This is a genomic window from Curtobacterium sp. L1-20, assembly GCF_048755855.1.
Lineage (GTDB): Bacteria > Actinomycetota > Actinomycetes > Actinomycetales > Microbacteriaceae > Curtobacterium.
On sequence record NZ_CP151473.1, the window covers coordinates 3,143,198 to 3,168,479 of the forward strand.

Consider the following 25,282-nt stretch of genomic DNA (forward strand, 5'->3'; position numbering starts at 1 on the left):
CGGCAGCGCACCCGGTGGGCGTCAGTCCGCCAGCGGCACCTCGATGACGAGCCGTTCCGCGGGGTCCGTGAGCACCTGCTCGAGGTCGCCCCACGTCGCCGCCCGCCGGTACTCCCAGCCGAGCCCGGTCACCACGCGCTCGACGTCGACCTGCTGCGGCGTGGTCATCATCCGCCGCATGTCCGCCTCGGGCGTGGTCGCCGCGACCTCCAGCCCGCGGAAGATCGCGCCGCCCGCGTCGTTCCCGACGACGACCTGCACCCGGTGCCGGGACTCCTCGGTGCCGGTGACGAAGGCACCGACGTCGTGCAGCAGGGTGAGGTCGCCGAGGAGCACGCGGGTGGTGCCGACCGCGGCCGACGACCGTTCGAGCGCCGCCGCGATCCCGAGCGCCGTCGACACCGTGCCGTCGATGCCGGCGAGGCCACGGTTGGCGTGCACGCGGATCGCCTTGCCGGGGACGTGGCCGTCAGCGACGCGGATGATCTGGGACGCCCCGAGGACGAGTCGGTCGTGCGGCCAGGTCGCGCCCCACACGGCGTCCGCGAGCATGGTCCGGTCGACGGGGCGCCGACGGAGGGCGACCTCGTCGCGGAGGAACTTGTTCCGCTCGGCCCGGTCCTCCGACCGCTTCGCGTCGAGGTCCGGCCCGGCGTCGCCACCGCCCAGGAGCGCTCGGCTCGCCGCCACCCAGCGGCCCACCCACGCGCGGTGCTCCGGCCGGGTGCGGCCCGTCACGCGGACGCCGGACACGAAGGTGGTCGCGGCGTCCGGCCGGGAGGCGCGGGCCGGGTCGAACGGGTCGGCGGCCGCTGACCGGACCACGATCGTCTCGACGTCGGCGCGCTGCAGGAGTGCGGGTACCTCGCGGCTGAGCGTGGGGTGGCCGAGCACGACCGCGCGGCGCACCGCGCCGCCGAAGGCGGGGTCCCGCAGGAGTTCGCGGTAGGTGACGACGAGGTTCCGGCCGAAGTGCGCGCCGCTCGAGACCTCGGCGACGAGCGGCGCGCCGAGCTCCCACGCGATCCGCTCGGCATCGGCGCCGGCGTCGTGCCCGGCGATCACCACCGTCGCCGGGTCGTCGTCCGGCGACAGTTCGGTCTCGGGCAGACCGGAGTGCACGCGGCGGGTGGCGAACGCGAGGTCGACCTCGTCGTCGGGCACGGCGTGGACGTGCTCGGCACGGAGCCCCGCCGAGAGCGGCTCGCGGAAGGCGACGTTGAGCTGCACCGGTCCGGGTTGGCCCGTGTGGCCGGCCGCCGCGGCGACGGCCTGGCGCGCCAGGGTGCGGAGGGCCTCGACGGCGGTGGCGTCCGGGCCGTGCGTCGAGGGTGCCTCGACGTCCCGGACGAAGCGCACGGCAGGACCGAAGATGCCGGGCTGGACGGTGGTCTGGTTGCTGCCGATGCCGCGCAGCTCGACCGGCCGGTCGGCGCTGAGGACGACCATCGGCACGCCGGAGTGGTGCGCCTCGAGCACGGCGGGGTGCAGGTTCGCCACGGCGGTGCCGGACGTCGTCACCACGGCGGCGGGGCGGCCGGACTCGATCGCCAGGCCGAGGGCGAAGAAGCCCGCGGTCCGTTCGTCGAGGCGGACGTGCACGCTGATCCCACCGGCCCGCTCCAGGGCGACGGCGGCGAGGGCGAGGGCCTGCGACCGCGAGCCGGGGCTGACCACGACGTCGGTCACGCCGGCGCGGGCCAGCTCAGAGAGCAGGGCGAGGGCGGAATCGGTGGCGGGGCTGCCGGAACCGGCCGGCCCGTCAGCGATCGGTGCGGCCGTCGTCGTCGCGTCGCTGGTCGCGGCGGCGTTCCCGCTCGCGGTCTCGGAACTGCTGTTCGAGGTCTCGGAGGGTCTCGTCGTCCTGGTCCTTGTCCGTGCGGTGCTGCTCGGGGCCGGAGGGGCCGCCGAGGAAGTCCGGGTCGTCTTCGGGTCCACGGTACCCGGAGCCACCACCGGGGTTCGTCGCCGGCGCACGGCCGAGGAGGAACCACAGGACGCCCCCGAGCACCGGCAGGACGATCACGAGCAGGACCCAGACGCCGCGGCTGAGGGAGCGCACACGCTGGCGGGGCATCGTGGCGCAGTCGATCACCGCGTACACCGTGAACGCCACGGCGGCCACGACGACGATCAACCACAGTCGGACCATGACGACGACCCTACGTCCGGATCCTGTGGGGTCCCTTGCTGGCTGCGCTTCCGTAGACTTGCCGGGTGAAAGCGTGGCTCGTGTACACCCTGGCTCGTCTCGGCATCTTCGCCGCGGCCCTCGCCGTCCTGCTCGTGATCGGCCTGAAGTGGTACTGGGCGACGATCCTCGCGGCGCTCGTCGGGCTCCTCGTGTCGTACATCGCGCTCCCGCGGCTGCGCGGGAACGTGACGGAGAGCCTCGCGAACCGCCGCGGGACGCCGGAGCGCGACGCGGACACCGACTTCGAGGACGACTTCGTCGACGCCGCCGACTCCGACGCCCCGGTCGCCCGCCCGGTCTCGGACGCCGACCGGCACGCCGCACGCCGCGACCACGACGAGGACTGACCGGCTGCGCTCCCGGTCGCGCTACGGCTGGACGGCCAGAGTGATCCCGAGGACGACGCCGAAGGCGAGCGAGCTGAACGAGGACAGCTGCAGCGCGGTGATCAGCTCGCGCGGCTTCCGCGACGACACCCCGATGGCGAGCGCCGGCAGCGCGAGCAGGAGCGAGAAGTACGTGAAGCCGGTGCGGAAGTAGAGCAGGACGAACCAGAGCAGCACCACGTACGGCAGCAGGAGGAACAGCCCGAAGAGGACCCGCGCGACCGGGCGACCGACCACGACCGCGAGCGTGCGCTTGCCGGCGAGCCGGTCCTCGTCGACGTCGCGGATGTTGTTGACCATGAGCACGGCGCAGGCGAAGAACCCGGCGGCGACCGCGGCCGCCCAGCCGCTGAGCGTCACCTGTCGGATGAGCACGTACTCGGTGCCGAGCACTGCGACGAGGCCGAAGAAGACGAAGACGAAGACCTCGCCGAGCGCGTTGTAGCCGTACGGCTTCCTGCCGCCGGTGTAGAACCAGGCGGCGACGATCGCGGCGGCACCGACGAGGAGCAGCCACCACAGCTGGGTGAGCACGACGATGACGATGCCCGCGACGGCGGCCAGACCGAAGAACGTCAGTGCCACGGTCAGCACGGTCCGCGGCTTCGCGAGGCCGGCACCGGTCAGACGCGCCGGACCGACGCGGAACTCGTCGGTCCCCCGCACGCCGTCGGAGTAGTCGTTGCTGTAGTTCACGCCGATCTGCAGGAAGAGCGCCACGAGCAGGGCGAGGACCGCGATGACCGCGTGGCCGTCCGTCGCCAGGTACGAGCCGAAGTCGCCGGCGGTGCCGCTGTCGACGAAGCCGACGGTGGTCCCCATCACGACGGGCACGACGCCGAGGGTGAGGGTGCGGAGCCTGGCCCCGCCGATCCAGTCGCGGGCGGTCGCCCGGCCACGCGTCCGGGTCGGTGCCGCGGCCTTCGCCGGGTTGCCGGAACGGCCCTGCTTGTGCGTCTCGTTCTTCGCTCGTGCCACGACCGTCGATCCTATTCGTCGTGACGCCGGATCGACGCACGTCCGCCAGGTCAGGGGGGGCGGGGACGCGCCGGTCACCGGTCGTCGACGAGCGCGCGGACCGCTCGGCGGTCGGGCTTGCCGGACGCGAGCATCGGCACCCGGTCGACGACCACGACCTCGGCCGGTCGAGCGGCACGGCCCAACGCGCGCCCGACGTGCTCGCGGACCCGCTCGAGGTCGACCGCGACGGCCGTCACCACGACGGGGACCTCGCCCCACTCGTCGGACCGTCGCCGCGTGACGACGGCGGCGTCCTGACCCGGGAGCTCCCGCACGTGCCGCTCGACCACCCCGAGCGGCACCTTCTCGCCGCCCGAGATGATCACGTCGTCGAGCCGGCCGAGCACCCGGACCCGGCCGTCGTCGAGCGTGGCTGCGTCCCCGGTCCGGTACCACCGCAGGCCCTCCCGCTCGACGAAGGTGGACGCGGTCCGGTCGTCGTCACCGAGGTACCCCTCGGCGAGCATCGGACCGTGCAGCCACAGCTCGCCGTCGACGAGCGCGGTGCGGAGGGTGCCGAACGGCACGCCGTCGTACACGCACCCGCCGCTCGTCTCGCTCGCCCCGTAGGTCGTGACCACCCGGACGCCCGCCGCGCGCGCCCGCTCGCGGAGCGGCGCCGGGGTGGCCTGCCCGCCGACGAGCACCGCGTCGAAGGCGGCGAGGGCGGCGGTCGCGCGCGGGTCGTCGAGCACCCGAGCGAGCTGCACGGGGACCAGGGAGGTGTAGCGCCGCGGTGCCGCCGGCCCGGTGTCGACGCGGTCCGCGGCGTCCGCGAAGGCCGACGGCGCGAAGCGGCCCGGTGCCACGACCGACGGCGTCGTACCCGCCGCGATCGACCGCGTCAGCACGTTGAGCCCTGCGATGTAGTGGGTCGGCAGCGCCAGCACCCAGGCACCCGGCCCGCCGAGGGCCGCGTCGGCGGCCGCGGCACCGGCGAGGAGCGCCTCGGACGACAGCGCCACGCGCTTGCCCGTGCCGGTGGACCCGCTCGTCTCGACCACCAGGGCGACCCGCTGCGGGACGCTCGCCGGTGCCGGGGTCGGCAGCGCCGGAGCGTCCTCGGCCACGGGGAGCAGTGCCGGGCCGCCGGCGAGTGCCGCCTCCAGACCGCGCAGCACGGCCACCGGGTCCGACGCGCCCAGCGCGACCAGCGGGCGCGTCATCGTGATGGTCCGACCATCAGTAGTGCCAGGGGAACGCGGTCCACTCGGGCTTCCGCTTCTCGAGGAAGGAGTCGCGGCCCTCGACGGCCTCGTCCGTGCCGTAGGCGAGCCGCGTGGCCTCACCGGCGAACACCTGCTGACCGACCATGCCGTCGTCGACCGCGTTGAACGCGTACTTGAGCATCCGGATCGCCGTCGGCGACTTGCCGAGGATGGTCTCGCCCCAGCGGATGGCCTCGCGCTCGAGGTCCGCGTGCGGGACGACCTTGTTCACCGCGCCCATCTCGTACGCACGCTGCGCGGAGTACTCCTCGGCGAGGAAGAAGACCTCGCGCGCGAGCTTCTGCCCGATCTGCTTCGCGTAGTAGGCGCTGCCGTACCCGCCGTCGAACGAGCCGACGTCGGCGTCGGTCTGCTTGAACCGACCGTGCTCGGCGCTGGCGATCGTCAGGTCGCAGATCGCGTGCAGCGAGTGCCCGCCACCGGCGGCCCACCCGGGGACGACCGCGACGACCACCTTCGGCATCATCCGGATGAGGCGCTGGACCTCGAGGATGTGCAACCGCCCCATCGACGCCTGCGCCGCCGCCGGGTCGACGCCCTCGGGCGGCGCCCCCTCGTCGCCGACGTACTGGTAGCCGCTCCGGCCACGGATGCGCTGGTCGCCACCGGAGCAGAACGCCCAGCCGCCGTCCTTCGGGCTGGGGCCGTTGCCGGTGAGCAGCACGACGCCGACGCGCGGGTCCTGCCGGGCGTCGTCGAGCGCACGGTACAGCTCGTCGACGGTGCGCGGACGGAAGGCGTTCCGGACCTCGGGCCGGTCGAACGCGACGCGGACGATGCCCTGCGAGACGTGCTTGTGGTACGTGATGTCGGTGAACTGCTCCGCGATCGGAGCCGCGGTCCAGACGTCGGGGTCGAAGAGGTCGGAGACGGGAGCAGGCATGCTCCCACGCTACCGCCGGGGCGCTGCCCGCCGTGCCGTCAGGCGCCCGGACCGCTGGTGGCGGAACCACCCATGTCGGTGAGGAGCTCGGGGGCCACCACGACGAGGATCACGATGAGGATCACCGGGTTGGCGAAGAACGCGACGACGACGCCGACCGCGCCGTACCAGCGCCCGAAGGACCCGACGGCCGCCACGAAGCCGAGCACCGCGGCGATGAGGGTCAGGAACACGACGACGAAGCAGATGCCGAAGGCGAAGTCGGTGTCACCGCCCATGAAGACGGCGAAGGCGCTCGCGTCGACCGCGGCCGAGACGACCGCGAGCCCGAGGGCGATCTTGCCGACGACCGGGTTGCGCTTCTTCCGTGCCGCGCGGTCCTGGGCACGGACGTCCACGGTGTTCCGCTGCACGAGACGGGCGAACTCGTCGGTGTCACGGGCCGGGGTCCGGGCGGCGCCGGCCGGACCGCTGCGCTGGGCCGATGTGGCGGGAGCGGCGGATCGTCGGTCGGGGCCCTGCTGGGGTCGCGGCGTGCCGGCCTGCGCGCCTCGCTGGGCGGGCGTCTGCCCGGCTCGCTGCGCGGGTGCCGGTGCAGCACCCCGCTGCGCGGAGGTCTGTGCGGCCCGCTGCGCCGTCGGTGCGGCGGGCGTCGTCGGACGCCCGGACGTGCGCTGCTGCGGATCCCGCGCCACCGAGCCTCCCTCGTCCGTGCGTGCCGGTGCTGCCGACCCGAGGCCGACCGTCGCATGCTAGTGCCCGGCCCTGGCGGTCCCCTCCGAGGAAGTGTGAGGGGCCCTGGACGCTGCGCCGGGGTGGCTGCTGGGAGGATGGGGCCGTGCTCCCCGACCTCGACGACCTCCTCGACGACGCCCACGTCGTCGCCCTGCCGATGCGGGTGCGCTTCCGCGGCATCACCGTCCGCGAGGCCCTGGTGCTGCGCGGTCCCGCCGGCTGGACCGAGTTCTCGCCCTTCGTCGAGTACGACGACGCCGAGTCGGCCGCGTGGCTCCGGGCCGCGATCGACTTCGGCTGGACCGACCACGAACCGGCAGCGGACTCCGTACCGGTGAACGCCACGGTGCCGGCCGTCGCGCCCGACGCCGTCGCTCCGCTGCTCGCCCGGTACCCCGGGTGCACCACGGCGAAGGTGAAGGTCGCCGAGCCCGGCACGGAGATCGCCGACGACGTCGCCCGCGTCGCCGAGGTCCGTCGCGTGATGGGCCCGGACGCGGCGGTCCGGATCGACGCCAACGGCCTCTGGACGGTCGACCAGGCCGCCGAGGCACTCGAACGCCTCGCCCCGTTCGGCCTGCAGTACGCCGAGCAGCCGTGCGCCACGGTGCCCGAGCTGGCTGAGCTCCGCCGTCGCGTCGCCGGTCTCGGGGTGCCGGTCGCCGCCGACGAGAGCGTCCGGAAGGCCTCCGACCCGCTCGCCGTCGCGCGCGCGGGCGCCGCCGACGTCCTGGTCGTCAAGGCCCAACCGCTCGGCGGGATCACGGCGGCGCGCGCCGTGGTTGCCGACGCCGGGCTCCCCTGCGTCGTCTCCAGCGCCCTGGACACCTCGGTCGGGCTCGGCATGGGCGCCTTCCTCGCCGCCGCCGCGATGTCCCCCGGCTACGCCGCCGGGCTCGGCACGGCGGCGATGTTCACGGCGGACGTGTCGTCGTCGCCCCTGTTGCCGGTCGACGGACGCGTTCTGGTCCAGCGCGTCGCGGTGTCCCGCGAGCAGGTCGAGCGTTCCGCGGCGTCGCCCGAGCGGACCGCGTGGTGGCTCGCGCGGCTCACGCGCGTGCACGCACTCCTCGCCGCCTGACGCGCTCGCGTGAGGACGTCCCCGGGACGGGACCGACGACCGACGGGAGGCACGGTGCCGACTGGCACCGTGCCTCCCGTCCGGTCGTGGCGGCGTCGGTGACGCCGACGGCTCACAGGCCGGAGTAGCTGTGCAGACCCTTGAAGAACACGTTCACGACGGAGAAGTTGAACATCACCGCGGCGAAGCCGATGAGCGCCAGCCACGACGACCGCGCCCCACGCCACCCGCGGGTCGCGCGTGCGTGGATGTACCCGGCGTAGACGACCCAGATGATGAAGGTCCAGACCTCCTTGGTGTCCCACCCCCAGTAGCGGCCCCATGCCCGCTCGGCCCAGATGGCGCCGGCGATGAGCGTGAACGTCCAGAGCACGAAGCCGACGAGCAGGACGCGGTAGGTCAGGACCTCGAGCCGGTCGGCGTCGGGCAGCGTCGCCATGAAGCGGAGCTTGCCCGTCGGGCCACGACCCTGCCGGTAGGTCTGCACGAGCTGCGCCACGGCGAGCCCCGCACCGAGGGCGAAGAACCCCGTGCCGGCGATCGCGACGAAGACGTGGATGACCAGCCAGTACGACTCGAGTGCCGGCACGAGCGGTCGGACCGGCACGTAGTAGTTCACCGTGCCGATGCCGAGCAGGATGATCGTCAGGCCCGTGATGAAGACGCCGAGGAACTTCAGGTTCTGCCAGAACTGCACGAGCAGGAAGATCAGGATGATCAGCGCCGTGCCGGTGAGCGAGAACTCGAACATGTTGCCCCAGGGCACACGGTCGGCCGCGATGCCGCGGAGGACGACCGAGCCGACGTGCAGCACGAGCGCCAGGACCGTCATCGCCATGCCGACCCGCTCGAAGCGGGTGCCACGGCGGGACCCGGCGTCGTCGTCGTCCGAGGACTGGTCGACCCGTTCGAGGACGACCGTGCCGCCGCGGACGGTCGCCACCGTCTTCTCCGCCGAGCTGGCCCGCGGAGCGGTCCCCGCCGTGGCGGCCGCGACGTCGCCGGAGCGCTTCGCCATGTCGAGGGCGAACGCGATGAACGCGATGACGTAGACCGCCATCGCGGAGTACGTCAGCACGACCGAGTAGGTCGCGAGGTTCGTGGTCATGTCGTTCACTGTGGCATCCTAACTCCGAGGTCCGACAGGTGGCGTTGGGCGATGTCCGCGACGGCCCGTTCGAGGTTCGGGTCCTCGCCACGTGCGAGACCCGCGTACTCGATCGTGTAGCCGGCGTCGTCGGCGGGGTCGGCCCCGTCCGCACCGGCGGCGGTCGACTTCGGCACCACCTTCACCCACACGCGTCGGCGCGGGACGAAGAGCGACGTGAGGAGGCCGAGCACCGAGAGCACCGCGAACCCGGCGACGAACAGCTGCGACGGGTCGTGGTGCACGTCGAGGGACACGTACCGCTTGACGCCGTCGAAGGTGATCGACCCGGCGCCGTCCGGCAGGGTCTTCGTCTGGCCGGGCTTGAGCTCGAGGCTCTTGGCCGGGGCATCGGTCCCGGCGATCTCGGTGAGGCCCTTCGTGTCGAGCGTGTAGACGCTCTGCGGGACGCCGTCGTCGAGGCCGAGGTCGCCCGTGTAGACCTGCAGCGTCAGCAGCGGGTTCTGCGCGTCCGGGTACGAGGACGTGAAGGCGCCGAGCGTGTTCTTCACCGCCGTCGGGTAGAAGAACCCGCGGATGCCGAGCTGGTCCGGTTCGGCGTCCGGCACCTTGATGACGCCGAGCGAGGTGAAGTTCGAGTCCTGCGGCAGGAAGGGCACGACGTCCTGGAACGCCACGTTCCCCTTGCCGTCGCGCACGGTGACCTGCATCGCGTACCCGTTGCCGAGCAGGTAGACGTTCGTGCCGCCGACGCTCACCGGGTCGTTCACGCCGAGCCTGCCGGTCTTCGGTTCGCCGCCCTTCTCCTGCGTCGTGACCGTCGCGGAGTAGTCGAGCGCCTGCCCGAGGGCGTCGAGGTTGCGCTCCTCGTACTTCGTGACGAACTTGTCGAGCGTGAAGTTGTAGCCGTGCAGGTCGCTCTGGCGGAACCACCGACCGGGGTTGAACGAGTCGTACGAGCCGAGCACGTTCGAGAACGTCTGCCCCTCGACGAGGAGCCGCTGTCCGGTGTAGCCGAACCCGCCTCCGACACCGACGGCCAGGAGCACCCCCACCAGTGCGGCGTGGAAGACCAGGTTGCCGGTCTCGCGCAGGTAGCCGCGCTCCGCGCTGACCGAGTCGCCGAACCGCTCGACGCGGTACCCGGAGCGCTTGAGGATCGCCGACGCACGGCTCACCGCGTGCTCGACGGACGGGAGGCCCGTGGCCGCGTCCGTCCCGTCGGCCGCGCCCGTCGTGGTGTCGCGTTCCAGCGTCGACCGACCGACCGGCACGCTGCGGTAGCCCGCCAGACGTCCGAGTCGTGCCGGCGTCCGCGGCGGCCGGGTGCGGAGCGCCTGCCAGTGGTGCTTCGTGCGCGGGACGATGCAGCCGATCAGGGAGACGAAGAGGAGCAGGTAGATCGCCGAGAACCACACCGAGGTGTAGGTGTCGAACACCTGGAGCTTGTCGAGCACGGGGTAGAGCTGCGGGTGGTCGACCTTGTACTGGACGACACCGTTCGGGTCGGCGGTGCGCTGCGGCACCAGGGAGCCCGGGATGGCCGCGAGCGCGAGCAGCATGAGGAGGAAGAGCGCCGTCCGCATGCTCGTGAGCTGACGCCAGGCGAAGCGGAGGTACCCGAGCGGGCCGAGCTTCGGCTGGTTGACGCCGTCACCGCGGCCGTCGCCGGGGCCGGAGCCGTCCACGTGGTCGGACGGTCGCTGCGGGTCGGAGACCGCGTCCGCACCGTCGGCCGCGCTCGTCGCGGTGTCCTCGTCCGGCTGCGCGGGGCGCGTCGGCTGCTCCGGCTGCTCGGGGTTCTTCGGGTCAGACCGCGGGGACAAAGCTCTGGATCACCGCCCCGACGCTCGACATGACGGCCGACCAGATTCCGGTGACCATGAGCAGACCGATGACGATCAGGATCGCTCCTCCGATGATGTTGACGGTGCGCATGTGGCGCTTCACGGCGCGGATGGCACCCGTCGCCCACCCGGCGCCGAGGGCGACCAGGACGAACGGGATGCCGAGGCCGAGGCAGTACGCGACGCCGAGCCACATGCCCTGCCAGGCGCTGCCCGACTGCACGCTGAGCAGGTTGATCGCGGCGAGGGTCGGGCCGAGGCAGGGGGTCCAGCCGAGCCCGAACACGATGCCGAGGAGCGGGGCGCCGACGATGCCGGTCGCGGGGGTCCACGACGGCTTGATCGTGCGCTGCATGAAGGTGAAGCGGCCGACGAACACCAGGCCCATCGCGATCACGACGACGCCGAGGACCTGCGTGATGAGGTCACGCCAGCGCACCAGCCAGAACCCAAGCGCCCCGAACACCGTGGTGTAGGCGACGAAGACGGCCGTGAACCCGAGGATGAACAGCAGCACCCCGAGCACGACCCGGCCACGCCGCTGGCCGCCCTCGGCGACACCACCCACGTAGCCGAGGTAGCCCGGCACGAGGGGCAGGACGCACGGCGACAGGAACGAGACGAGTCCGGCGAGCGCCGCGACGGGGAGCGCCACGGCCATCTGCCCGCTGAGGATCGCGTCGGCGAAGGGGTTGCTGGACACGGGTCAGGAGGCCTTGCCGGCCAGTTCGTCGCCGACGAGGGTGTCGAGGATGGATGCACTGTCGACCGCGCCGAGGACGCGCGCCGCCACCCGGCCCCGCTTGTCGAGCACGATGGTCGCGGGGACCGCGTTCGGGGCGATCTGGCCGGAGAGCGCCAGCTGCATCGCGCCGGACTTCGCGTCGAGCACCGTCGGGTAGTCGACGCCGAAGTGCCGTTCGAACGCCGCGGCGGTCCCGCGCTCGTCGCGGACGTTGACGCCGACGAACGCGACGTCCTTGCCCTGGTACGCGTCGTGCACCGTGTTGAGGTACTTCGCCTCGGCGCGGCACGGCGGGCAGCTGGCGTACCAGAAGTTGAGGACGACGACCTTGCCGCGCAGCGCCTTCGACGAGACGGTGTCGCCGTCGGTGTCCTTCGCCGAGAAGTCGACCGCACCCGAGCGGTCGTCCGTGGCGACCTCGGTCACCGCGCCGTCGCCGGAGATGTAGTTCTGGGTGGTCCCGTTGCCGTACTGCTTCGCGAGGCCGCCGGTGTCCGACGAGCACCCGGTCAGCACCAGCGCGGCGGCCACGACCGTCGTCGCGAGGACCGCGAACCGCTTGCTGATGACGCTCACACTGCTCCTTCGTCGATCGCGGTCGCGCGCAGTGACAGCGCGGGATCCGCGTACCCGACCTCGGTGAAGCGGCCGGACGAGGTGGCGGGTACACGCTCGACGGTCGTGATGCTCGAGAGGTCGCAGCGACGCTTCCTCGGGTCGTGCCAGAGCTGCTCGCCGGCCAGACGGCGGTGCACCATCCAGATCGGCAGCTGGTGGCTGACGAGGACCACGTCGCCCTCGTCCACGCTCTCCCAGGCGGTGGCGATCGCGGCGACCATGCGGTTCGCGATCGACTCGTACGCCTCGCCCCAGCTCGGGCGGAACGGGTTGGCGACCCACGGCCACTCGGCCGGCCGCCCGAGCGACCGCTTCGTGAACCCGGGAGGCTGCCCCTCGTACCGGTTCGTGGGCTCGATGAGCCGCTCGTCGAGGGCGACGTCGAGGCCGTACGCCTCGGCCCAGGGCGCCGCGGACTCCTGCGTGCGCTGCAGCGGGGAGGCGACGATCCGGCGCACGTCGACGCCGGCGTCCTTCCACGCGGTCGCCGACGCGAGCGCCATCTGCTTGCCGAGGTCGCTCAGGCCGAAGCCCGGCAGCCGTCCGTAGAGCACACGGTCCGGGTTGTGCACCTCGCCGTGACGGACGAGGTGGATTCGGGTCGCGGGCATGGGTTCCAGTGTAGGTCGCCCAGCCGTTCCCACCGCCCGCCCAGGGGATTCACCGGATGCGGGACCGCTCAGCCGAGCTCGCCGGAGAGCCGACGGTGGATCGCGATCGACCCTGTGTTCAGCCCGGTCACCTCGACCGTCGATCCGTGCGCGGCGAACCGCTGCTCCACCCCGTCGAGCGCGGCCACCGTGCTCGCGTCGAAGACGTGTGCGTCGGAGAGGTCGATGACCACGTGCTCCGGGTCCTCGGCGTACGAGAACCGGGTGACGAGGTCGTTCGACGACGCGAAGAACAGTGCTCCGCGGACCCGGTAGCGCACCGTGCGGTCGTCGACCGGTTCGCGCACGACCGACACGACGTGCGCGACCCGCCGGGCGAACACGAGGGCGGCGACGACGACGCCGACGAGCACGCCGGTGGCGAGGTTGTCCGTGGCGACGACCACCACGACCGTGATCACCATGACCGCCGTCTCGCCGAGCGGCATCCGGCGCAGGGTGCGCGGGCGGATGCTGTGCCAGTCGAACGTCGCGATGCACACCATGATCATCACCGCGGTCAGGGCGGCCATCGGGATCCGGGCCACCACGTCGTGCAGGACGATGGTGAGGACGAGCACCGACACCCCGGCGGCGAAGGTGGAGATCCGGGTCCGCGCCCCGGCCGTCTTGACGTTGATGACGGTCTGACCGATCATCGCGCAGCCCCCGGTCCCGCCGAAGAACGCGGACGCGATGTTCGCCACGCCCTGTCCCCACGACTCCCGCCACTTGCTGGACCCGGTCTCGGTGATGGCGTCGACGAGCTGCGCGGTGAGGAGGGTCTCGATGAGGCCGACGATCGCGACGCCGAACGCGTAGGGCGCGATGATCTGCAGGGTCTCGAAGCTGACCGGCGTGGTGATCCCGGTGAACCCGGGCAGCGCCGTCGGCAGCGCGCCCTCGTCGCCGACCGTCGGCACGGCCACACCGAACACGATCGTGATCGCGGTGATGACGACGACCGCGACCAGCGGTGCGGGGACCGCCTTGGTGACGAAGGGGAAGCCGACGATGACCGCGACGCCGAGGGCGGTGAGCGGCCAGACGACCAGCGGCACGTCCCCGCCGAACAGGTTCGGGAGCTGTGCGGTGAAGATCAGGATGGCGAGGGCGTTGACGAACGCGACGTTGACGCTGCGCGGGATGAACCGCATGAGCCGTGCGACGCCGAGGAACCCGAGCACGAGCTGGAACACGCCGCCGAGGACGATCGTCGGGACGAGGTAGGCGATCCCGTGCTCCCGCACCAGGGGCGCGATGACGAGCGCCACGGACCCGGCGGCGGCGGACACCATCGCCGGACGGCCGCCGACGATCGCGATGACCACGGCGATCACCACGCTCGAGAAGAGCCCGACCGCCGGGTCCACGCCGGCGACGACCGAGAACGAGATCGCCTCCGGGATGAGGGCGAGCGCGGTGACGACGCCCGCGAGGACCTCGCGGGTCAGGAGCCGGGGTGAGCGCAGCGCGCTGAGGACGCTCGGCGGGGTGGGGGCATGGGTGGTCACGGACATCACGGGGAACTCTACCCTCACGTGAGGGTAGAGTTGGCCACGTGAGCACCACCATGCACATCGGGGAACTGGCCGAACGCGCGGAGATGTCCCTGCGCACCATCCGGCACTACGACGAGGTCGGCCTGCTCGTGCCGAGTGAGCGGACGTCGGGGGGGTTCCGCGTCTACACCGAACAGGACCTCGAGCGGCTGCTCGTGATCCGCCGGATGAAGCCGCTGGGCTTCACGCTCGACGAGATGGCGGAACTGCTCCGGGTGGTCGACGGTCTCGCGGCGAAGGACCCCGACGACGCCCCGGCGCTCGCCGCCCGGCTCGATGAGTTCCTGGTCGACGCTCGGGCACGGCACGCGAAGCTCGTCGAGCGGGCCGGCATGGCCGAGGAGTTCATCGGCACGTTGGGCACCCTGCGCGCCTCACTCCCCTGAGAGCTCCCCCGCCTCGATGAGCCGCCGGCGCTCGCGACGCGCCTCGCGCCACTCAGCGAGTCTCCGGACGAGCTCGTCGTGCTCCCAGATCAACCGGCGCGCTCGCCACGGCCGGAACCGGTGCTTGCGCCTGATCCGTTCACGCCATTCCTCGTCACGTCGCTCGAGGAGTTCCTGGACGGGGTCGTTCACCATGACGTCATTCCCTTCCGGTGATGATCCGCAGCACGACCCTGCCGTACACGGCATCGCCGTCGCGAAGGGTCTGCATCTCGTACATCGCATCGGCGCTCGCGAAACCGACTTCCGCTCGCCCCACGTCCCCGTCGCACGCCTGGTCCACGGTCCACACGAACCGCGACCACGCACGGTCCCGTTCCTCACGCGAGACGTCCCGTCGCCACCGCAGCACCGCCCACAGGCCGCCGACCGATGCCGCGACCGCCGTCAGCGCAACGGTCAGCGCAGCCGCGACCACGGTCGCCACCGCCGCCGGCGGCCAGGCCGCGAGCCCCTCGACCCCAGTCGTCATCCGGGGCCTCCCTCCAGCTCGCGACCCGGCCATGTCGAGAACGCTACGGACCGGTCGGTCGTGCCCCGCGCCTCCAGGCACGACCTGTGGACGACACGCAGCGGAGGCCGCCCTGTGGACGGGGACCTGCACCGACCGACGCGTCCGGAGGCAGACCGTTAGACTCAACGACCGTGATCGAACGCACCCGCATCGCCGACCTCGCCGCACTCCCTGACGGGCCCGTCTCCGTCGCCGGATGGGTGGAGACCGTCCGCGACCAGAAGAAGGTGCAGTTCGTCGTGCTCCGCGACGAGTCCGGCGCCGTCCAGCTCGTCAACCCGGCGACGCGCGAGGCCGAGGACGGCGACGACGCCGCGCAGCTCGCGCTCGCCATCACGAACGAGGTCTCCGGCCTCGCCCACGGCACCTTCGTGCACGTCCAGGGCACGCTGAAGCACGACGAGCGCGTCAAGCTCGGCGGCCTCGAGGTCAAGGTCGGCTCGCTCGAGGTCATCAGCGCGGCCATCCCCGAGACGCCCATCGCCGACGACTCCTCGCTCGACAAGCGCCTCGACTGGCGGTTCCTCGACCTACGCAACCGCAAGCAGAACCTCATCTTCCGCATCCAGACCACGCTCGAGCACGCGTTCCGCACCTACTGGGTCGAGCGCGACTACATCGAGATCCACACCCCGAAGCTGATGGCCTCGGCGTCCGAGTCCCGCGCCGAGCTCTTCCAGCTCGAGTACTTCGAGACGACCGCGTACCTCGCCCAGTCGCCGCAGAACTTCAAGCAGATGGCGCAGCCCGCCGGGTTCGGCGCCGTCTTCGAGATCGCCGACGCCTTCCGCGCCGACCCGTCCTTCACGAGCCGCCACGCGACCGAGTTCACCAGCGTCGACGCCGAGATCTCCTGGGTCGAGTCCCACGAGGACGTCATGGCCATGCACGAGGAGCTCCTCGTGGCCGGCTTCACCGCCGTCAAGGAGAAGTACGGCGCGCAGATCGAGGAGGTCTTCGGCTTCGAGTTCGTCGTCCCGACGGCCCCGTTCCCCCGCGTGACCCTGGCCGAGGCCCGGAAGATCGTCGCCGACAGCGGACACGACGTCGTGCGAGCCGACGGCGACCTCGACCCCGAGGGCGAGCGCCGCGTCAGCGCCTGGGCGAAGGAGCACCACGGCTCGGAGTTCGTCTTCGTGACCGACTACGACGCCTCGATCCGGCCGTACTACCACATGCGTCACGCGGACGACCCGACGCTGACCAACAGCTACGACCTGCTGTTCAACGGCGCGGAGATCTCGACCGGCGCGCAGCGTGAGCACCGCGTGGAGACCCTCGAGGCGCAGGCCGTCGAGAAGGGCCTCGACCCGGAGGAGCTCGGCTGGTACCTCGACTTCTTCCGCTACGGCGTCCCGCCGCACGGGGGCTTCGGCATGGGCCTGGCGCGCGTGCTGATGCTCGCGCTGCACGAGCCGTCCATCCGCGAGGTCACGTACCTGTTCCGCGGCCCGACGCGCCTGACCCCGTAGCCACCGCGCACCGCGCCCACGACAGCGGCCCCCGTTCCTCAGCGGACGGGGGCCGTTGCTGTGTCGACTGGGGCAGTACCCACGCCGGCCGGTCCCGGTGCGGCACGCCAACGGCGGTCCGGGGCCGGTGCGGAGGCACGCAGCCCTGCCGGTACGGAGGCACGCAGCCCTGCCGGCGCGGGGCGCAGCCCTGCCGGTACGGGGCCTCAGCCCTGCCAGTCGATGGCGGCCCGCCCGGTGACGAGGCCGCGGATCTCCGCCGCCGCGGCCTGGTGCTCCGGGTGCACCTGGTACTCGTCGAGTCCCGCGAGGTCGTCGAAGGTCGCGACGACGGCGACGTCCTGGTTCTTCCCCGGGTAGGCGACGTTCTCGACGACCTCGAGGGACCGGATCGAGCCGATCGTGCCGGTGAGCCCGACGAGCAGTTCCCGGATCCGGGCGATCGAGGTCGCTCGGTCGAGGTCCTCCCGCAGGGTCCAGGAGACGACGTGGTGGATCATGCGCGGGACTCGGCCTTCTCGAGGGCACGGTGCAGCCGGTCGGCGTCGACGTGCCAGTTGCTGTGGACGCGCCCGTCGACCAGGACGACGGGGATGTCCTCCGCGTACTCCGTCCGGAGGGCGTCGTCGTCGAGGATGGACAGCTCCTGCAGGGTCGTCCCCGGGTGGCTTGCCACGATGCGTTCGACGACCGGTCGGGCATCGTCGCAGAGGTGGCAGCCGGGCTTCGTCAGGAGGGTCACGGCGGGCATGTCACCACTGTAACGGCCCGCGTTCCGACCGGGGAAAAGCGAAAGCCCCGGCGAACCGGGGCTTCAGCGGCAGGTCGTGTGACCTACTTCTTGTTGCGGCGCTGGTGGCGCGTCTTGCGAAGCAGCTTGCGGTGCTTCTTCTTCGCCATGCGCTTGCGACGCTTCTTGATGACAGAACCCATACGGACCTCACTCGGACTGATGTTGTGTGGACACCGGGCCAACGAGACCGCGGAAAAACAACCCCGCCGAGTCTAGCGGAGCGCCGACGCGATGTCGAACGCGAGCGGTTCGACCCGGGTCAGCCGACGTCGGCGATGCCGCCGCGCAGCACGTCCGCGACGGCGGACTCCGGCACGCGGAAGGAGCGGCCGAAGCGGATCGCGGGGAGCTCCCCGGCGTGGACCATGCGGTAGACCGTCATCTTGGAGACGCGCATCATCTCGGCGACCTCAGCGACGGTGAGGAAGCGCACGTCGTCGAAACTGCCGGTCATGGTCCGCCTTCGGGGCTCGGTGTGACCTGTGTGGTCACTGGACACTGTAGGGGCCGGTGGGACCGGTGTCCAGGTCGGGCTCAGTCCTCGTCACCGCGTCGGGTGAAGCGCTTCCGGCTGCTCTCCACGACGCGCTCCCAGCCCTGCTGGGCACCGGAGAGCGCGGCCGTGGCCCGGTGCGACGCCTCGGCCATCACGCGGCCGAGCTCGGTGCCGACCTCGACGGTCGCCTTGCCCGCCGCACCGTTGCGGCGCACCGACACCGGCTGGCCGTCGAGCGTCCAGGCGGTCGTCGCCGGGGTGCCGTCGGCGTCCACGGCACCGGTGAACGGCAGGACCCACTCCTCGATGCCGACGAGCGGCTCCGGGTCGAGGCGGTAGTAGCGGTGCTGCCCTTCCTCGCGGCTCGAGACGAGGCCGATGTCCCGGAGGACGCGCAGGTGCTTCGACACGGTCGGCTGGCTGACGCCGAGCCGCTCCACGAGCTGGCCGACGCTGAGCTCGCCGCCGGTCACGTCCGACCCGTAGGCGGAGAGGAGCGCCCCGAGCAGCTCGCGTCGGGTGGGGTCCGCCACGACGCTGAAGATGTCGGCCATGGGGCAAGGCTAGCCGTGGCGTCCCGGATGTACCATGGCGAACCGTCCCGTCCATGTCCCCGGAGGCATACGATGCTCGACCGGCACGAGCCGACGACCCGATCGTCGGGAGGGACCCGCCGGCGGCCGTCCCGCCTGGGGACCGCGCTCCGCTCGTCGCCGTCGCGGTTGGCGATCGTCGTGTTCGTCGCGCTGATCTTCGTCTTCACGAGCCTGTTCATGACGCCGTGGGCCGCCGCGGACGGCCGACCGACCCACTTCGCCGACGCCCTCTTCACCGCGGCGTCCGTGGTCTGCGTCACCGGACTCGCGACGGTGGACATGGCGACCCACTGGTCCGTGTTCGGGAAGACGCTCGTCGTGATCGGCACGCAGATCGGCGCCGTCGGCGTCTTGACCTTCGCCTCCATCCTCGGCCTGTTCGTCACCCGGAAGCTCGGCCTCCGGGCGAAGCTCATGGCAGCCGGCGACTCGAACCCGCTGCGGACCCACCACGGCGCCGTCCCGGAGGGGCAGGCCGTTCGCCTCGGCGAGGTCGGCACGCTGCTCGCCACCGTCGCGGTGAGCACGCTGTCGATCGAGATCGTGCTCGGACTCCTGCTGCTGCCGTCGGTGCTCATCGCCGGCATGCCCTTCTGGACGGCGGTCGGCGACTCGTTCTACTACGCGGCGATGGCGTTCACGAACACCGGGTTCGTGCCGAACGCCACCGGGCTCGAGCCCTTCGCGCACGACTACTGGTTCCTGTCCCTGCTCATGGTCGGCGTCGTCGCCGGCTCGATCGGCTTCCCGGTGATCCGGGCGCTCACGAAGCAGCTCCGCACGCCGCGCCGGTGGCCGATCCACGTGAAGCTCACGCTGGCGACGAGCGGGGTGCTGCTCGTCGGCGGCGCGGCCGTCTACATCGCCCTCGAGGCCGCGAACCCGACGACCTTCGGCGAGGAGGGCGCGGGCCGCACGGCGTTCCAGGCGCTGTTCCTGTCCACGATGACCCGCTCGGGCGGCTTCTCGCTCGTCGACTTCGACCAGCTCAACGGCTCGAGCCTCCTGGTCACGGACATGCTCATGTTCATCGGCGGTGGCTCGGCGTCGACCGCCGGCGGCATCAAGGTCACGACCCTGGCCGTCCTGTTCCTCGCCGCCGTCGCCGAGGCCCGCGGTCGACAGAGCATGGAGGCGTTCGGACGACGGATCCCGAGCGACGTCCTCCGTGTCGCGGTCGCCGTCGTGCTGTGGGGCGCCACGATCGTCGCGGTGGCCACCGTGGTCCTCCTGCAGGTCACCCACGAGTCGCTGGACCGCGTGCTGTTCGAGGTGATCTCCGCGTTCGCGACCTGCGGCCTGTCCTCCGGGGTCTCCGCCGACCTGCCGGAGTCCGGCAAGTACGTGCTCGCCGCCACGATGTTCCTGGGTCGTGTCGGTACAGTGACGATCGCCGCAGCGCTGGCCGCCAGCCAGAGCCGGCAACTGTTCCGCCGCCCCGAGGAGAGGCCGATCGTTGGCTGACCGCAACCGCCCGCACCCCCTGGGTGCCGTCAGCCACGACGCCCCGGTGCTCGTCATCGGCCTCGGCCGCTTCGGTGCCGCGACCGCCGGGCAGCTCGAACGGCAGGACCGCGAGGTCCTCGTCGTCGACACCGACGCCGGCCTCGTGCAGAAGTGGTCCGACCGCGTGACCCACGCGGTGCAGGCCGACGCGACCGACATCGACGCGCTCCGGCAGATCGGGGCGCAGGACTTCCCGATCGCGGTCGTCGGCACGGGCAGCGACCTCGAGTCGAGCGTCCTCATCACGGCGAACCTCGTCGACCTCGGCATCCCGCAGATCTGGGCGAAGGCGATCAGCCGCTCGCACGGCACCATCCTGTCGCGGATCGGCGCCAACCACGTCGTCTACCCCGAACGCGAGGCCGGCGAGCGCACCGCGCACCTGGTGTCCGGCCGGATGCTCGACTTCATCGAGTTCGACGACGACTTCGCCGTGGTCAAGATGTTCCCGCCCGCCTCGGTCCGCGGGAAGGACCTCGCGACGACGGTCATCCGCACGCGGTTCGGCCTGACGGTGCTCGGCATCAAGACGCCGGGCAAGGCGTTCGTCCCGGCCACCCCGGAGAGCGTGATCGGGCAGGACGACGTGATCATCGTCTCGGGGACCGAGGGCGACCTGGAGCGGTTCGCCGCCCTGGAGTGACCACCGGTCGGACGGGAGGCGCGATCCGGCGCCGACCCGCGCCTCCCGTCCGGTGACGGGTCGCGTCGCGTCGCGTCACGACTCCCGAGGGAGCTACGCCTTCGACAGCTCCTCGGCCCGCGCGATCGCCGCGCGCGAGGCGCGCTCGAACGTCCCGGCCAGATCGGCGTGCTGCAGGACGGCGACGGCCCGCTCGGTCGTGCCCTTGGGGCTCGTGACGGCCCGACGCAGGTCGGCCGGTTCCCTGCCGGACGCACCCAGCAGCTCGACCGCGCCGCGGAGGGTGCCCTGCACCATCGCCTCGGCCTGCTCGTGCGTGAACCCGAGCGACTCCGCGGCCTGCTGCCACTGCTCCACGAGCAGGAAGACGTAGGCCGGCCCGGAGCCGGACACGGCGGACAGGGCGTCGAGCTGCGACTCGGGCACCTCGATGACCACACCGGAGGCGGCGAACACCCGCGACGCGAGCGCCACCGCGTCCGCGTCGGCCGCGGGGCCGGCGCTGATGCCCGTCACACCGTGCCCGACGCCGATCGGGGTGTTCGGCAGCGCCCGGACGATCCGGACGCCGTCCGGCACCTTCGCCGCCATGCTCGCGATCGTCGTGCCCACCGCGACGCTGACCACGACCACGCCGGGCTCGAGGTCGCCGGCGACCTCGTCGAGCAGGTCGCCGATCGCGTAGGGCTTCACCCCGAGCACGACGAGGGCCGCGCCACGGACGGCGGTGCGGTTCGCATCGGCGTCGGTGTCGCTGGCCGTGGCGTCGAGCCCGCGCTCCCGGAGCGCCGCGGCGGACCCCTCGGACTTCGTCGTCAGCGCGACCGTCGCGGGGTCGAGCCCGGCGGCCAGCAGCCCGTCGAGGACCGCGCCGGACATGGAGCCGACGCCGAGCAGGGCGGTGCGGGGCAGTTCGATGGTCATGCTCCCGACCCTACCCAGCGCCCGCGCCTAGGATCGTTGGCGCACGTCAGGGAGAAGGGACACCCGTGAGCGCTTCCGGAGGCACGAAGGCCATCCTCGCCGCACTCGGTGCCAACGTCGGCATCGCGATCGTCAAGTTCGTCGCCGCGGCGATCAGCGGATCGGCGTCGATGCTGGCCGAGGGCGTGCACTCGCTCGCGGACTCGGCGAACCAGCTGCTCCTGCTGCTCGGCGGCCGTCGTGCACGGAAGGCGGCGGACGAGGAGCACCCGTTCGGCTACGGCCGGGAGCGCTACGTCTACGCCTTCGTCGTCTCGATCATCCTGTTCTCGGTCGGCGGCGTCTTCTCGCTCTACGAGGGCATCGAGAAGCTGACGCACCCGCACCCGCTCGAGAACTGGTGGCTGCCGCTCGTCGTGCTCGTGATCGCGATCGGACTCGAGGGCTTCTCGCTCCGGACCGCTCTGAAGGAGGCCCGTCCGCAGAAGGGCGCGCAGAGCTGGGTGCAGTTCGTCCGCCGGGCCAAGGCGCCCGAACTGCCGGTCGTGATGCTCGAGGACACCGCCGCCCTGCTCGGCCTCGTGTTCGCGCTGTTCGGTGTCGGCCTCACCGCCGTCACCGGCAACGGCGTCTTCGACGCGATCGGCACCATGCTCATCGCGGCGCTGCTCATCGCGGTCGCGGTGGTCCTCGGCATCGAGACGAAGAGCCTCCTGGTCGGCGAGGGTGCGACGGCGGCGGACGTCGAGCGCATCAAGCACGCGCTGCTGGACGGCCCCGAGGTCGACTCGATCATCCACATCAAGACGCTCTACCTCGGCCCCGAGGAGCTCATGGTCGGCGTGAAGGTCGCGGTCGACGGCGACCGACGGCTCGGCGACGTGGCAGCGGGCATCGACACCGTCGAGCAGCGGATCCGCGCCGCGGTCCCCATCGCCCGCGTCATCTACGTCGAGCCCGACGTGCTCCGGACCGGGCCACGACCGCCGACCGAGGCGATCGTCATCCGCGCTGCCGACTGAGCCAGACGGGCGGCGACGGACCGACGCCGGCACCCGACGGACGGGAGGCGCGTGGCGGTGTCGCCTGCGCGTCTCCCGTCCGACGTGCGGTCGCCTCAGCGACGCTCCGCGAAGAAGGTGTCGAGGAGCGCCGCGCACTCCCCCTCGAGCACACCGCCGACCACCTCCGAGCGGTGGGGCAGCCGCCGGTCCCTGGCGATGTCGTAGACGCTCCCGCTCGCGCCGGCCTTCGGGTCCCACGCGCCGAACACCACGCGCGGCACCCGCGCCGCCATGACCGCGCCGGCACACATCGGGCACGGTTCGAGGGTCACGACGAGCGTGTGCTCGGCCAGGTGCCAGTCGCCCGTGACGGCGGCGGCCGCCCGCAGCGCGAGCACCTCCGCGTGCGCCGTGGGGTCCTGTCGTGCCTCGCGCTCGTTCCGGCCGACGGCCACGACGGCACCGTCCCGGTCGAGGACGACCGCGCCGACGGGGACGTCACCGGTCGCCAGGCAGGCGCGGGCCTCGTCGAGGGCACGCTCCATCGCGGGGACGAACGGGCGGGCGGCGGGGGCTTCCACGGGACCTCCTGGTGGTCGGGGGCACGCTAGGCTCGACCCTATGCGAGTCCACGTCGCCGACCACCCGCTCATCACCCACAAGCTCTCGGTGCTCCGCGACCGTACGACGCCCTCCCCCACGTTCCGGGCCCTGACCGAGGAACTCGTGACGCTCCTGGCGTACGAGGCCACCCGCAACGTGCGCGTGACCGCCACGCCGATCGACACCCCCGTGGCGCACACCATGGGCGTCTCGATCGCGAAGCCGCGTCCGCTCGTCGTGCCGATCCTCCGTGCCGGACTCGGCATGCTCGAGGGCATGGTCAAGCTCGTCCCGACGGCCGAGGTCGGCTTCCTCGGCATGGCCCGCAACGAACAGACCCTCGAACCGCAGACCTACGCCGAGCGCCTGCCCGACGACCTGTCCGGTCGGCAGTGCTTCGTGCTCGACCCGATGCTCGCCACCGGCGGGACGCTCGCAGCGGCGATCGACTTCCTCTTCGCCCGCGGCGCCGAGGAGGTCACCTGCGTGTGCATCCTCGGTGCGCCCGAGGGCCTCGCCATGGTCGAGCAGGCGGTCGGCGACCGCAACGTCTCGATCGTGCTCGGTGCGCTCGACGAGAAGCTCGACGAGAACGGCTACATCGTGCCCGGGCTCGGCGACGCCGGCGACCGCCTCTACGGCCTGGCCGAGTAGCGCGGCCCCGCCGCTCGACGGACAGGAGGCGCGGTGCCGGACGGCACCGCGCCTCCCGTCGTCCGCGTGGTCGCGCCTGCCGGACCGTCCGGGCGGACGGTTGACACGGCGTTGGTATACCGCGGATACTCGTCCCATGACTGCAACCGTGTCCACCCGCGTCCTCTCCGAGGCGTGCTCCTTCGCAGGGGCAGTGGGGACTGCCGGCACGATGATGCCGGCGACGGCGGTCATGCGTTGTCGAATGTGTGCCTGATCGGCGCCCGTTCCAGCTGGATCCCCCGCGACACCACCCCCGTCGCGCGCGTGTGATCCCCGGGTGACGACCACGTCGACGACACGCACCACGTCACGAGGTCCGATCCCCGCACCCCGGGTCCGCCCCGGTCCGCAGCAGGACCGCCGGGCACCACGGCTCTCGCCGTACCCGGTCGACGCATTCGACACGGCCGCGGCCACACATCCCGCCGCAGCCACACCGCCCGGAGAACCGCCATGTCGCTCACCATCGCCCAGCCCCGTACCGACCGCCGCACCGCCGCCACGGTGCCCACCGACCTCGGGACCGTGACGCCGATCCGCCCCCGACGCCCCGCGGTCGTGCCGCCGGCCACGGACGGCGTGCCCACGAGTCCGGTCGTCGCCCCGCAGCGCAACCGTGCCCTCCCGGAGGGCACCGAGGCCCGCGGCTTCGCCCTGTACGTCGGGATCGACGAGGCGAAGGCCCTGGCGGCCGGCACCACGCTCGCCGCGGTCGTCGAGCAGCTGAAGGCCCTGACCGCGCAGCTCGTCCCCACCTCCGAGACCTACGCCGCCGTCGCCGTCGCCGCAGAGGGGTCGGGCGGCCGCGACGTGGACGTGGTCCGGCTGGCGCTGCAGGACCGCTCCGCCGTCGCCGCGCGCAAGCAGACCGAGAAGCCCGAGCCCGAGGAGACCGGCGTCGTCATCGACATCTCCCGGAAGCGGGTGACGCTCGACGGCGAGGCCGCGCCCCTGACGTACAAGGAGTTCGAGCTGCTGCAGTTCCTCGTCCTCCGCGAGGGCCAGACCGTGGACCGGTCGGCCATCATCGACGGGCTGTGGTCCGACGGCGAGGACGAGACGCCGAACGAGCGCACGATCGACGTGCACGTGCGTCGTCTGCGGTCGAAGCTCGGCGCGTTCGAGGAGATCGTCCGGACCGTCCGGGGTGTCGGGTACCGCTTCGACCGGCACGCCGACGTGGCGGTGCGGTACGCGTCGACGCCGTCCCCCGACCTCTTCTGATCCGCTCGGCGCGTTCCCGGTGAACTCGCAGCGAACGGCTGCTCCGGCCCCTAGCGCGCCGTTACCCGTTCGTTATACGGTCGATGGTGCAGACGGTGTTTGCTGTGGCACCGCCTGCGGAATGTGATTGCAGGACACTCTTGGTGCAAGGGAGAGGGCCGTCCGCCGGGCAACTGGTGGGCGGCCCTCGTTGCGTTCCGGAACTGCGCCGTCCTGCAAGGGAGAGGGCCGTCCGCCGGGCAACTGGTGGGCGGCCCTCGTTGCGTTCCGGAACTGCGCCGTCCTGCAAGGGAGAGGGCCGTCCGCC

Annotated in this window: 30 protein-coding genes; 9 read left to right on the plus strand and 21 right to left on the minus strand. The window is 72.1% G+C overall.

What is annotated here, in order from left to right; translation table 11 throughout:
• Window positions 1–21 precede the first annotated feature (21 nt).
• Together menD and AAEP86_RS16200 are read right to left on the minus strand one after the other, a co-directional pair.
• Window positions 22–1,770, minus strand: coding sequence for a 2-succinyl-5-enolpyruvyl-6-hydroxy-3-cyclohexene-1-carboxylic-acid synthase (gene menD, locus AAEP86_RS16195; protein WP_420370515.1), 1,749 nt, complete (start codon window positions 1,768–1,770; stop codon window positions 22–24).
• Window positions 1,763–2,152, minus strand: a complete 390-nt coding sequence (locus tag AAEP86_RS16200; RefSeq protein WP_420368308.1) for a PLDc N-terminal domain-containing protein — start codon at window positions 2,150–2,152, stop codon at window positions 1,763–1,765. Before AAEP86_RS16200 ends, menD begins: the two co-directional genes overlap by 8 nt.
• Window positions 2,153–2,217: 65 nt before the next feature.
• On the opposite strand from AAEP86_RS16200, the gene AAEP86_RS16205 reads away from it, so the two are divergent.
• Window positions 2,218–2,541: a DUF4229 domain-containing protein gene (locus tag AAEP86_RS16205; RefSeq protein WP_420368309.1), complete on the plus strand. Its 324-nt coding sequence runs from the start codon at window positions 2,218–2,220 to the stop codon at window positions 2,539–2,541.
• Window positions 2,542–2,562: 21 nt separating this feature from the next.
• Here the strand turns inward: AAEP86_RS16205 and AAEP86_RS16210 are convergent, their stop codons facing one another.
• The 4 genes from AAEP86_RS16210 to AAEP86_RS16225 form a co-directional block, all read right to left on the minus strand.
• Window positions 2,563–3,558 (minus strand): 1,4-dihydroxy-2-naphthoate polyprenyltransferase, encoded by a 996-nt coding sequence (locus tag AAEP86_RS16210; protein ID WP_420368310.1) that lies wholly within the window; start codon window positions 3,556–3,558, stop codon window positions 2,563–2,565.
• A gap of 74 nt (window positions 3,559–3,632) precedes the next feature.
• Entirely contained in the window at window positions 3,633–4,766 is a 1,134-nt protein-coding gene (locus AAEP86_RS16215; protein ID WP_420368311.1) for an AMP-binding protein, read from the minus strand.
• 16 nt (window positions 4,767–4,782) lie between these two features.
• Entirely contained in the window at window positions 4,783–5,712 is a 930-nt protein-coding gene (locus AAEP86_RS16220) for a 1,4-dihydroxy-2-naphthoyl-CoA synthase (RefSeq protein WP_420368312.1), read from the minus strand.
• Window positions 5,713–5,750: 38 nt separating this feature from the next.
• Window positions 5,751–6,407, minus strand: a complete 657-nt coding sequence (locus AAEP86_RS16225) for a hypothetical protein (RefSeq protein WP_420368313.1) — start codon at window positions 6,405–6,407, stop codon at window positions 5,751–5,753.
• 143 nt (window positions 6,408–6,550) lie between these two features.
• Here AAEP86_RS16225 and AAEP86_RS16230 point away from each other — a divergent pair, with 143 nt between their 5' ends.
• A complete protein-coding gene (locus tag AAEP86_RS16230; protein ID WP_420368314.1) occupies window positions 6,551–7,528 on the plus strand; it encodes an o-succinylbenzoate synthase in 978 nt (325 codons plus the stop codon).
• A 112-nt stretch (window positions 7,529–7,640) separates the two neighbouring features.
• On the opposite strand, the gene ccsB is transcribed toward AAEP86_RS16230, so the two are convergent.
• From ccsB to AAEP86_RS16260, 6 genes are all read right to left on the minus strand, one after another.
• On the minus strand, window positions 7,641–8,636 hold the full coding sequence (gene ccsB, locus AAEP86_RS16235) for a c-type cytochrome biogenesis protein CcsB (protein WP_420368315.1): 996 nt from the start codon (window positions 8,634–8,636) through the stop codon (window positions 7,641–7,643).
• 5 nt (window positions 8,637–8,641) lie between these two features.
• Window positions 8,642–10,462, minus strand: a complete 1,821-nt coding sequence (gene resB, locus AAEP86_RS16240; RefSeq protein WP_420368316.1) for a cytochrome c biogenesis protein ResB — start codon at window positions 10,460–10,462, stop codon at window positions 8,642–8,644.
• Entirely contained in the window at window positions 10,446–11,144 is a 699-nt protein-coding gene (locus AAEP86_RS16245) for a cytochrome c biogenesis CcdA family protein (protein ID WP_420370516.1), read from the minus strand. Before AAEP86_RS16245 ends, resB begins: the two co-directional genes overlap by 17 nt.
• A gap of 45 nt (window positions 11,145–11,189) precedes the next feature.
• Entirely contained in the window at window positions 11,190–11,804 is a 615-nt protein-coding gene (locus tag AAEP86_RS16250; RefSeq protein WP_420368317.1) for a TlpA family protein disulfide reductase, read from the minus strand.
• Window positions 11,801–12,457 carry a histidine phosphatase family protein gene (locus tag AAEP86_RS16255; RefSeq protein ID WP_420368318.1) on the minus strand — a complete coding sequence of 219 codons (657 nt, stop codon included), beginning with the start codon at window positions 12,455–12,457 and terminating at the stop codon, window positions 11,801–11,803. Before AAEP86_RS16255 ends, AAEP86_RS16250 begins: the two co-directional genes overlap by 4 nt.
• 68 nt (window positions 12,458–12,525) lie before the next feature.
• Window positions 12,526–14,016 carry a SulP family inorganic anion transporter gene (locus AAEP86_RS16260; protein ID WP_420368319.1) on the minus strand — a complete coding sequence of 497 codons (1,491 nt, stop codon included), beginning with the start codon at window positions 14,014–14,016 and terminating at the stop codon, window positions 12,526–12,528.
• A gap of 53 nt (window positions 14,017–14,069) precedes the next feature.
• On the opposite strand from AAEP86_RS16260, the gene AAEP86_RS16265 reads away from it, so the two are divergent.
• Window positions 14,070–14,444 carry a MerR family transcriptional regulator gene (locus AAEP86_RS16265; RefSeq protein ID WP_420370517.1) on the plus strand — a complete coding sequence of 125 codons (375 nt, stop codon included), beginning with the start codon at window positions 14,070–14,072 and terminating at the stop codon, window positions 14,442–14,444.
• Here AAEP86_RS16265 and AAEP86_RS16270 read toward each other — a convergent pair.
• Both AAEP86_RS16270 and AAEP86_RS16275 read right to left on the minus strand, forming a co-directional pair.
• Window positions 14,433–14,639 (minus strand): hypothetical protein, encoded by a 207-nt coding sequence (locus tag AAEP86_RS16270; protein ID WP_420368320.1) that lies wholly within the window; start codon window positions 14,637–14,639, stop codon window positions 14,433–14,435. The genes AAEP86_RS16265 and AAEP86_RS16270 overlap by 12 nt on opposite strands.
• Window positions 14,640–14,643: 4 nt before the next feature.
• Window positions 14,644–14,976 carry a hypothetical protein gene (locus tag AAEP86_RS16275; RefSeq protein WP_420368321.1) on the minus strand — a complete coding sequence of 111 codons (333 nt, stop codon included), beginning with the start codon at window positions 14,974–14,976 and terminating at the stop codon, window positions 14,644–14,646.
• Between the two features lie 173 nt (window positions 14,977–15,149).
• Between AAEP86_RS16275 and aspS the strand changes: the two genes are divergently transcribed.
• Window positions 15,150–16,490 (plus strand): aspartate--tRNA(Asn) ligase, encoded by a 1,341-nt coding sequence (aspS, locus tag AAEP86_RS16280; RefSeq protein ID WP_420368322.1) that lies wholly within the window; start codon window positions 15,150–15,152, stop codon window positions 16,488–16,490.
• A 206-nt stretch (window positions 16,491–16,696) separates the two neighbouring features.
• Here the strand turns inward: aspS and AAEP86_RS16285 are convergent, their stop codons facing one another.
• From AAEP86_RS16285 to AAEP86_RS16305, 5 genes are all read right to left on the minus strand, one after another.
• The gene (locus tag AAEP86_RS16285) at window positions 16,697–16,990 is read right to left on the minus strand and encodes a Dabb family protein (protein WP_420368323.1); all 294 of its coding nucleotides are present in this window, start codon (window positions 16,988–16,990) and stop codon (window positions 16,697–16,699) included.
• The gene (locus tag AAEP86_RS16290; protein WP_420368324.1) at window positions 16,987–17,241 is read right to left on the minus strand and encodes a glutaredoxin family protein; all 255 of its coding nucleotides are present in this window, start codon (window positions 17,239–17,241) and stop codon (window positions 16,987–16,989) included. The genes AAEP86_RS16285 and AAEP86_RS16290 overlap by 4 nt, the downstream gene beginning before the upstream one ends.
• Window positions 17,242–17,324: 83 nt before the next feature.
• Entirely contained in the window at window positions 17,325–17,423 is a 99-nt protein-coding gene (locus tag AAEP86_RS16295) for a 30S ribosomal protein bS22 (protein ID WP_003792170.1), read from the minus strand.
• A gap of 119 nt (window positions 17,424–17,542) precedes the next feature.
• Window positions 17,543–17,737 carry a helix-turn-helix domain-containing protein gene (locus AAEP86_RS16300; RefSeq protein WP_022902482.1) on the minus strand — a complete coding sequence of 65 codons (195 nt, stop codon included), beginning with the start codon at window positions 17,735–17,737 and terminating at the stop codon, window positions 17,543–17,545.
• An 80-nt stretch (window positions 17,738–17,817) separates the two neighbouring features.
• Window positions 17,818–18,333, minus strand: a complete 516-nt coding sequence (locus AAEP86_RS16305; RefSeq protein ID WP_420368325.1) for an ArsR/SmtB family transcription factor — start codon at window positions 18,331–18,333, stop codon at window positions 17,818–17,820.
• Window positions 18,334–18,405: 72 nt separating this feature from the next.
• On the opposite strand from AAEP86_RS16305, the gene AAEP86_RS16310 reads away from it, so the two are divergent.
• Window positions 18,406–19,839, plus strand: a complete 1,434-nt coding sequence (locus tag AAEP86_RS16310) for a TrkH family potassium uptake protein (protein WP_420368326.1) — start codon at window positions 18,406–18,408, stop codon at window positions 19,837–19,839.
• Complete coding sequence (locus AAEP86_RS16315) at window positions 19,832–20,524, plus strand: potassium channel family protein (protein ID WP_175529620.1); 693 nt, start codon at window positions 19,832–19,834, stop codon at window positions 20,522–20,524. The genes AAEP86_RS16310 and AAEP86_RS16315 overlap by 8 nt, the downstream gene beginning before the upstream one ends.
• 93 nt (window positions 20,525–20,617) lie before the next feature.
• Here the strand turns inward: AAEP86_RS16315 and proC are convergent, their stop codons facing one another.
• Window positions 20,618–21,448, minus strand: coding sequence for a pyrroline-5-carboxylate reductase (gene proC, locus AAEP86_RS16320; RefSeq protein ID WP_420368327.1), 831 nt, complete (start codon window positions 21,446–21,448; stop codon window positions 20,618–20,620).
• A gap of 65 nt (window positions 21,449–21,513) precedes the next feature.
• Here proC and AAEP86_RS16325 point away from each other — a divergent pair, with 65 nt between their 5' ends.
• A complete protein-coding gene (locus AAEP86_RS16325; RefSeq protein ID WP_420368328.1) occupies window positions 21,514–22,470 on the plus strand; it encodes a cation diffusion facilitator family transporter in 957 nt (318 codons plus the stop codon).
• A gap of 95 nt (window positions 22,471–22,565) precedes the next feature.
• Here the strand turns inward: AAEP86_RS16325 and AAEP86_RS16330 are convergent, their stop codons facing one another.
• Window positions 22,566–22,997: a nucleoside deaminase gene (locus tag AAEP86_RS16330; RefSeq protein WP_420370518.1), complete on the minus strand. Its 432-nt coding sequence runs from the start codon at window positions 22,995–22,997 to the stop codon at window positions 22,566–22,568.
• Between the two features lie 76 nt (window positions 22,998–23,073).
• Here AAEP86_RS16330 and upp point away from each other — a divergent pair, with 76 nt between their 5' ends.
• Together upp and AAEP86_RS16340 are read left to right on the plus strand one after the other, a co-directional pair.
• On the plus strand, window positions 23,074–23,709 hold the full coding sequence (gene upp / locus AAEP86_RS16335) for a uracil phosphoribosyltransferase (RefSeq protein ID WP_420368329.1): 636 nt from the start codon (window positions 23,074–23,076) through the stop codon (window positions 23,707–23,709).
• A gap of 495 nt (window positions 23,710–24,204) precedes the next feature.
• Window positions 24,205–24,975 carry a winged helix-turn-helix domain-containing protein gene (locus AAEP86_RS16340; RefSeq protein WP_420368330.1) on the plus strand — a complete coding sequence of 257 codons (771 nt, stop codon included), beginning with the start codon at window positions 24,205–24,207 and terminating at the stop codon, window positions 24,973–24,975.
• Window positions 24,976–25,282: the final 307 nt, after the last annotated feature.

What these genes read in the sequence shown, in the direction of transcription:
- AAEP86_RS16200 (WP_420368308.1), bottom strand. Translation starts at nt 2,152, where the DNA reads ATGGTCCGACTGTGGTTGATCGTCGTCGTGGCCGCCGTGGCGTTCACG.
- AAEP86_RS16215 (WP_420368311.1), bottom strand. Translation starts at nt 4,766, where the DNA reads ATGACGCGCCCGCTGGTCGCGCTGGGCGCGTCGGACCCGGTGGCCGTG.
- AAEP86_RS16220 (WP_420368312.1), bottom strand. Translation starts at nt 5,712, where the DNA reads ATGCCTGCTCCCGTCTCCGACCTCTTCGACCCCGACGTCTGGACCGCG.
- ccsB (WP_420368315.1), bottom strand. Translation starts at nt 8,636, where the DNA reads ATGACCACGAACCTCGCGACCTACTCGGTCGTGCTGACGTACTCCGCG.
- AAEP86_RS16245 (WP_420370516.1), bottom strand. Translation starts at nt 11,144, where the DNA reads ATGGCCGTGGCGCTCCCCGTCGCGGCGCTCGCCGGACTCGTCTCGTTC.
- AAEP86_RS16255 (WP_420368318.1), bottom strand. Translation starts at nt 12,457, where the DNA reads ATGCCCGCGACCCGAATCCACCTCGTCCGTCACGGCGAGGTGCACAAC.
- AAEP86_RS16260 (WP_420368319.1), bottom strand. Translation starts at nt 14,016, where the DNA reads ATGTCCGTGACCACCCATGCCCCCACCCCGCCGAGCGTCCTCAGCGCG.
- AAEP86_RS16265 (WP_420370517.1), top strand. Translation starts at nt 14,070, where the DNA reads ATGCACATCGGGGAACTGGCCGAACGCGCGGAGATGTCCCTGCGCACC.
- AAEP86_RS16270 (WP_420368320.1), bottom strand. Translation starts at nt 14,639, where the DNA reads ATGGTGAACGACCCCGTCCAGGAACTCCTCGAGCGACGTGACGAGGAA.
- AAEP86_RS16275 (WP_420368321.1), bottom strand. Translation starts at nt 14,976, where the DNA reads ATGACGACTGGGGTCGAGGGGCTCGCGGCCTGGCCGCCGGCGGCGGTG.
- AAEP86_RS16285 (WP_420368323.1), bottom strand. Translation starts at nt 16,990, where the DNA reads ATGATCCACCACGTCGTCTCCTGGACCCTGCGGGAGGACCTCGACCGA.
- AAEP86_RS16290 (WP_420368324.1), bottom strand. Translation starts at nt 17,241, where the DNA reads ATGCCCGCCGTGACCCTCCTGACGAAGCCCGGCTGCCACCTCTGCGAC.
- AAEP86_RS16295 (WP_003792170.1), bottom strand. Translation starts at nt 17,423, where the DNA reads ATGGGTTCTGTCATCAAGAAGCGTCGCAAGCGCATGGCGAAGAAGAAG.
- AAEP86_RS16300 (WP_022902482.1), bottom strand. Translation starts at nt 17,737, where the DNA reads ATGACCGGCAGTTTCGACGACGTGCGCTTCCTCACCGTCGCTGAGGTC.
- AAEP86_RS16305 (WP_420368325.1), bottom strand. Translation starts at nt 18,333, where the DNA reads ATGGCCGACATCTTCAGCGTCGTGGCGGACCCCACCCGACGCGAGCTG.
- AAEP86_RS16310 (WP_420368326.1), top strand. Translation starts at nt 18,406, where the DNA reads ATGCTCGACCGGCACGAGCCGACGACCCGATCGTCGGGAGGGACCCGC.
- proC (WP_420368327.1), bottom strand. Translation starts at nt 21,448, where the DNA reads ATGACCATCGAACTGCCCCGCACCGCCCTGCTCGGCGTCGGCTCCATG.
- AAEP86_RS16330 (WP_420370518.1), bottom strand. Translation starts at nt 22,997, where the DNA reads ATGGAGCGTGCCCTCGACGAGGCCCGCGCCTGCCTGGCGACCGGTGAC.
- upp (WP_420368329.1), top strand. Translation starts at nt 23,074, where the DNA reads ATGCGAGTCCACGTCGCCGACCACCCGCTCATCACCCACAAGCTCTCG.
- AAEP86_RS16340 (WP_420368330.1), top strand. Translation starts at nt 24,205, where the DNA reads ATGTCGCTCACCATCGCCCAGCCCCGTACCGACCGCCGCACCGCCGCC.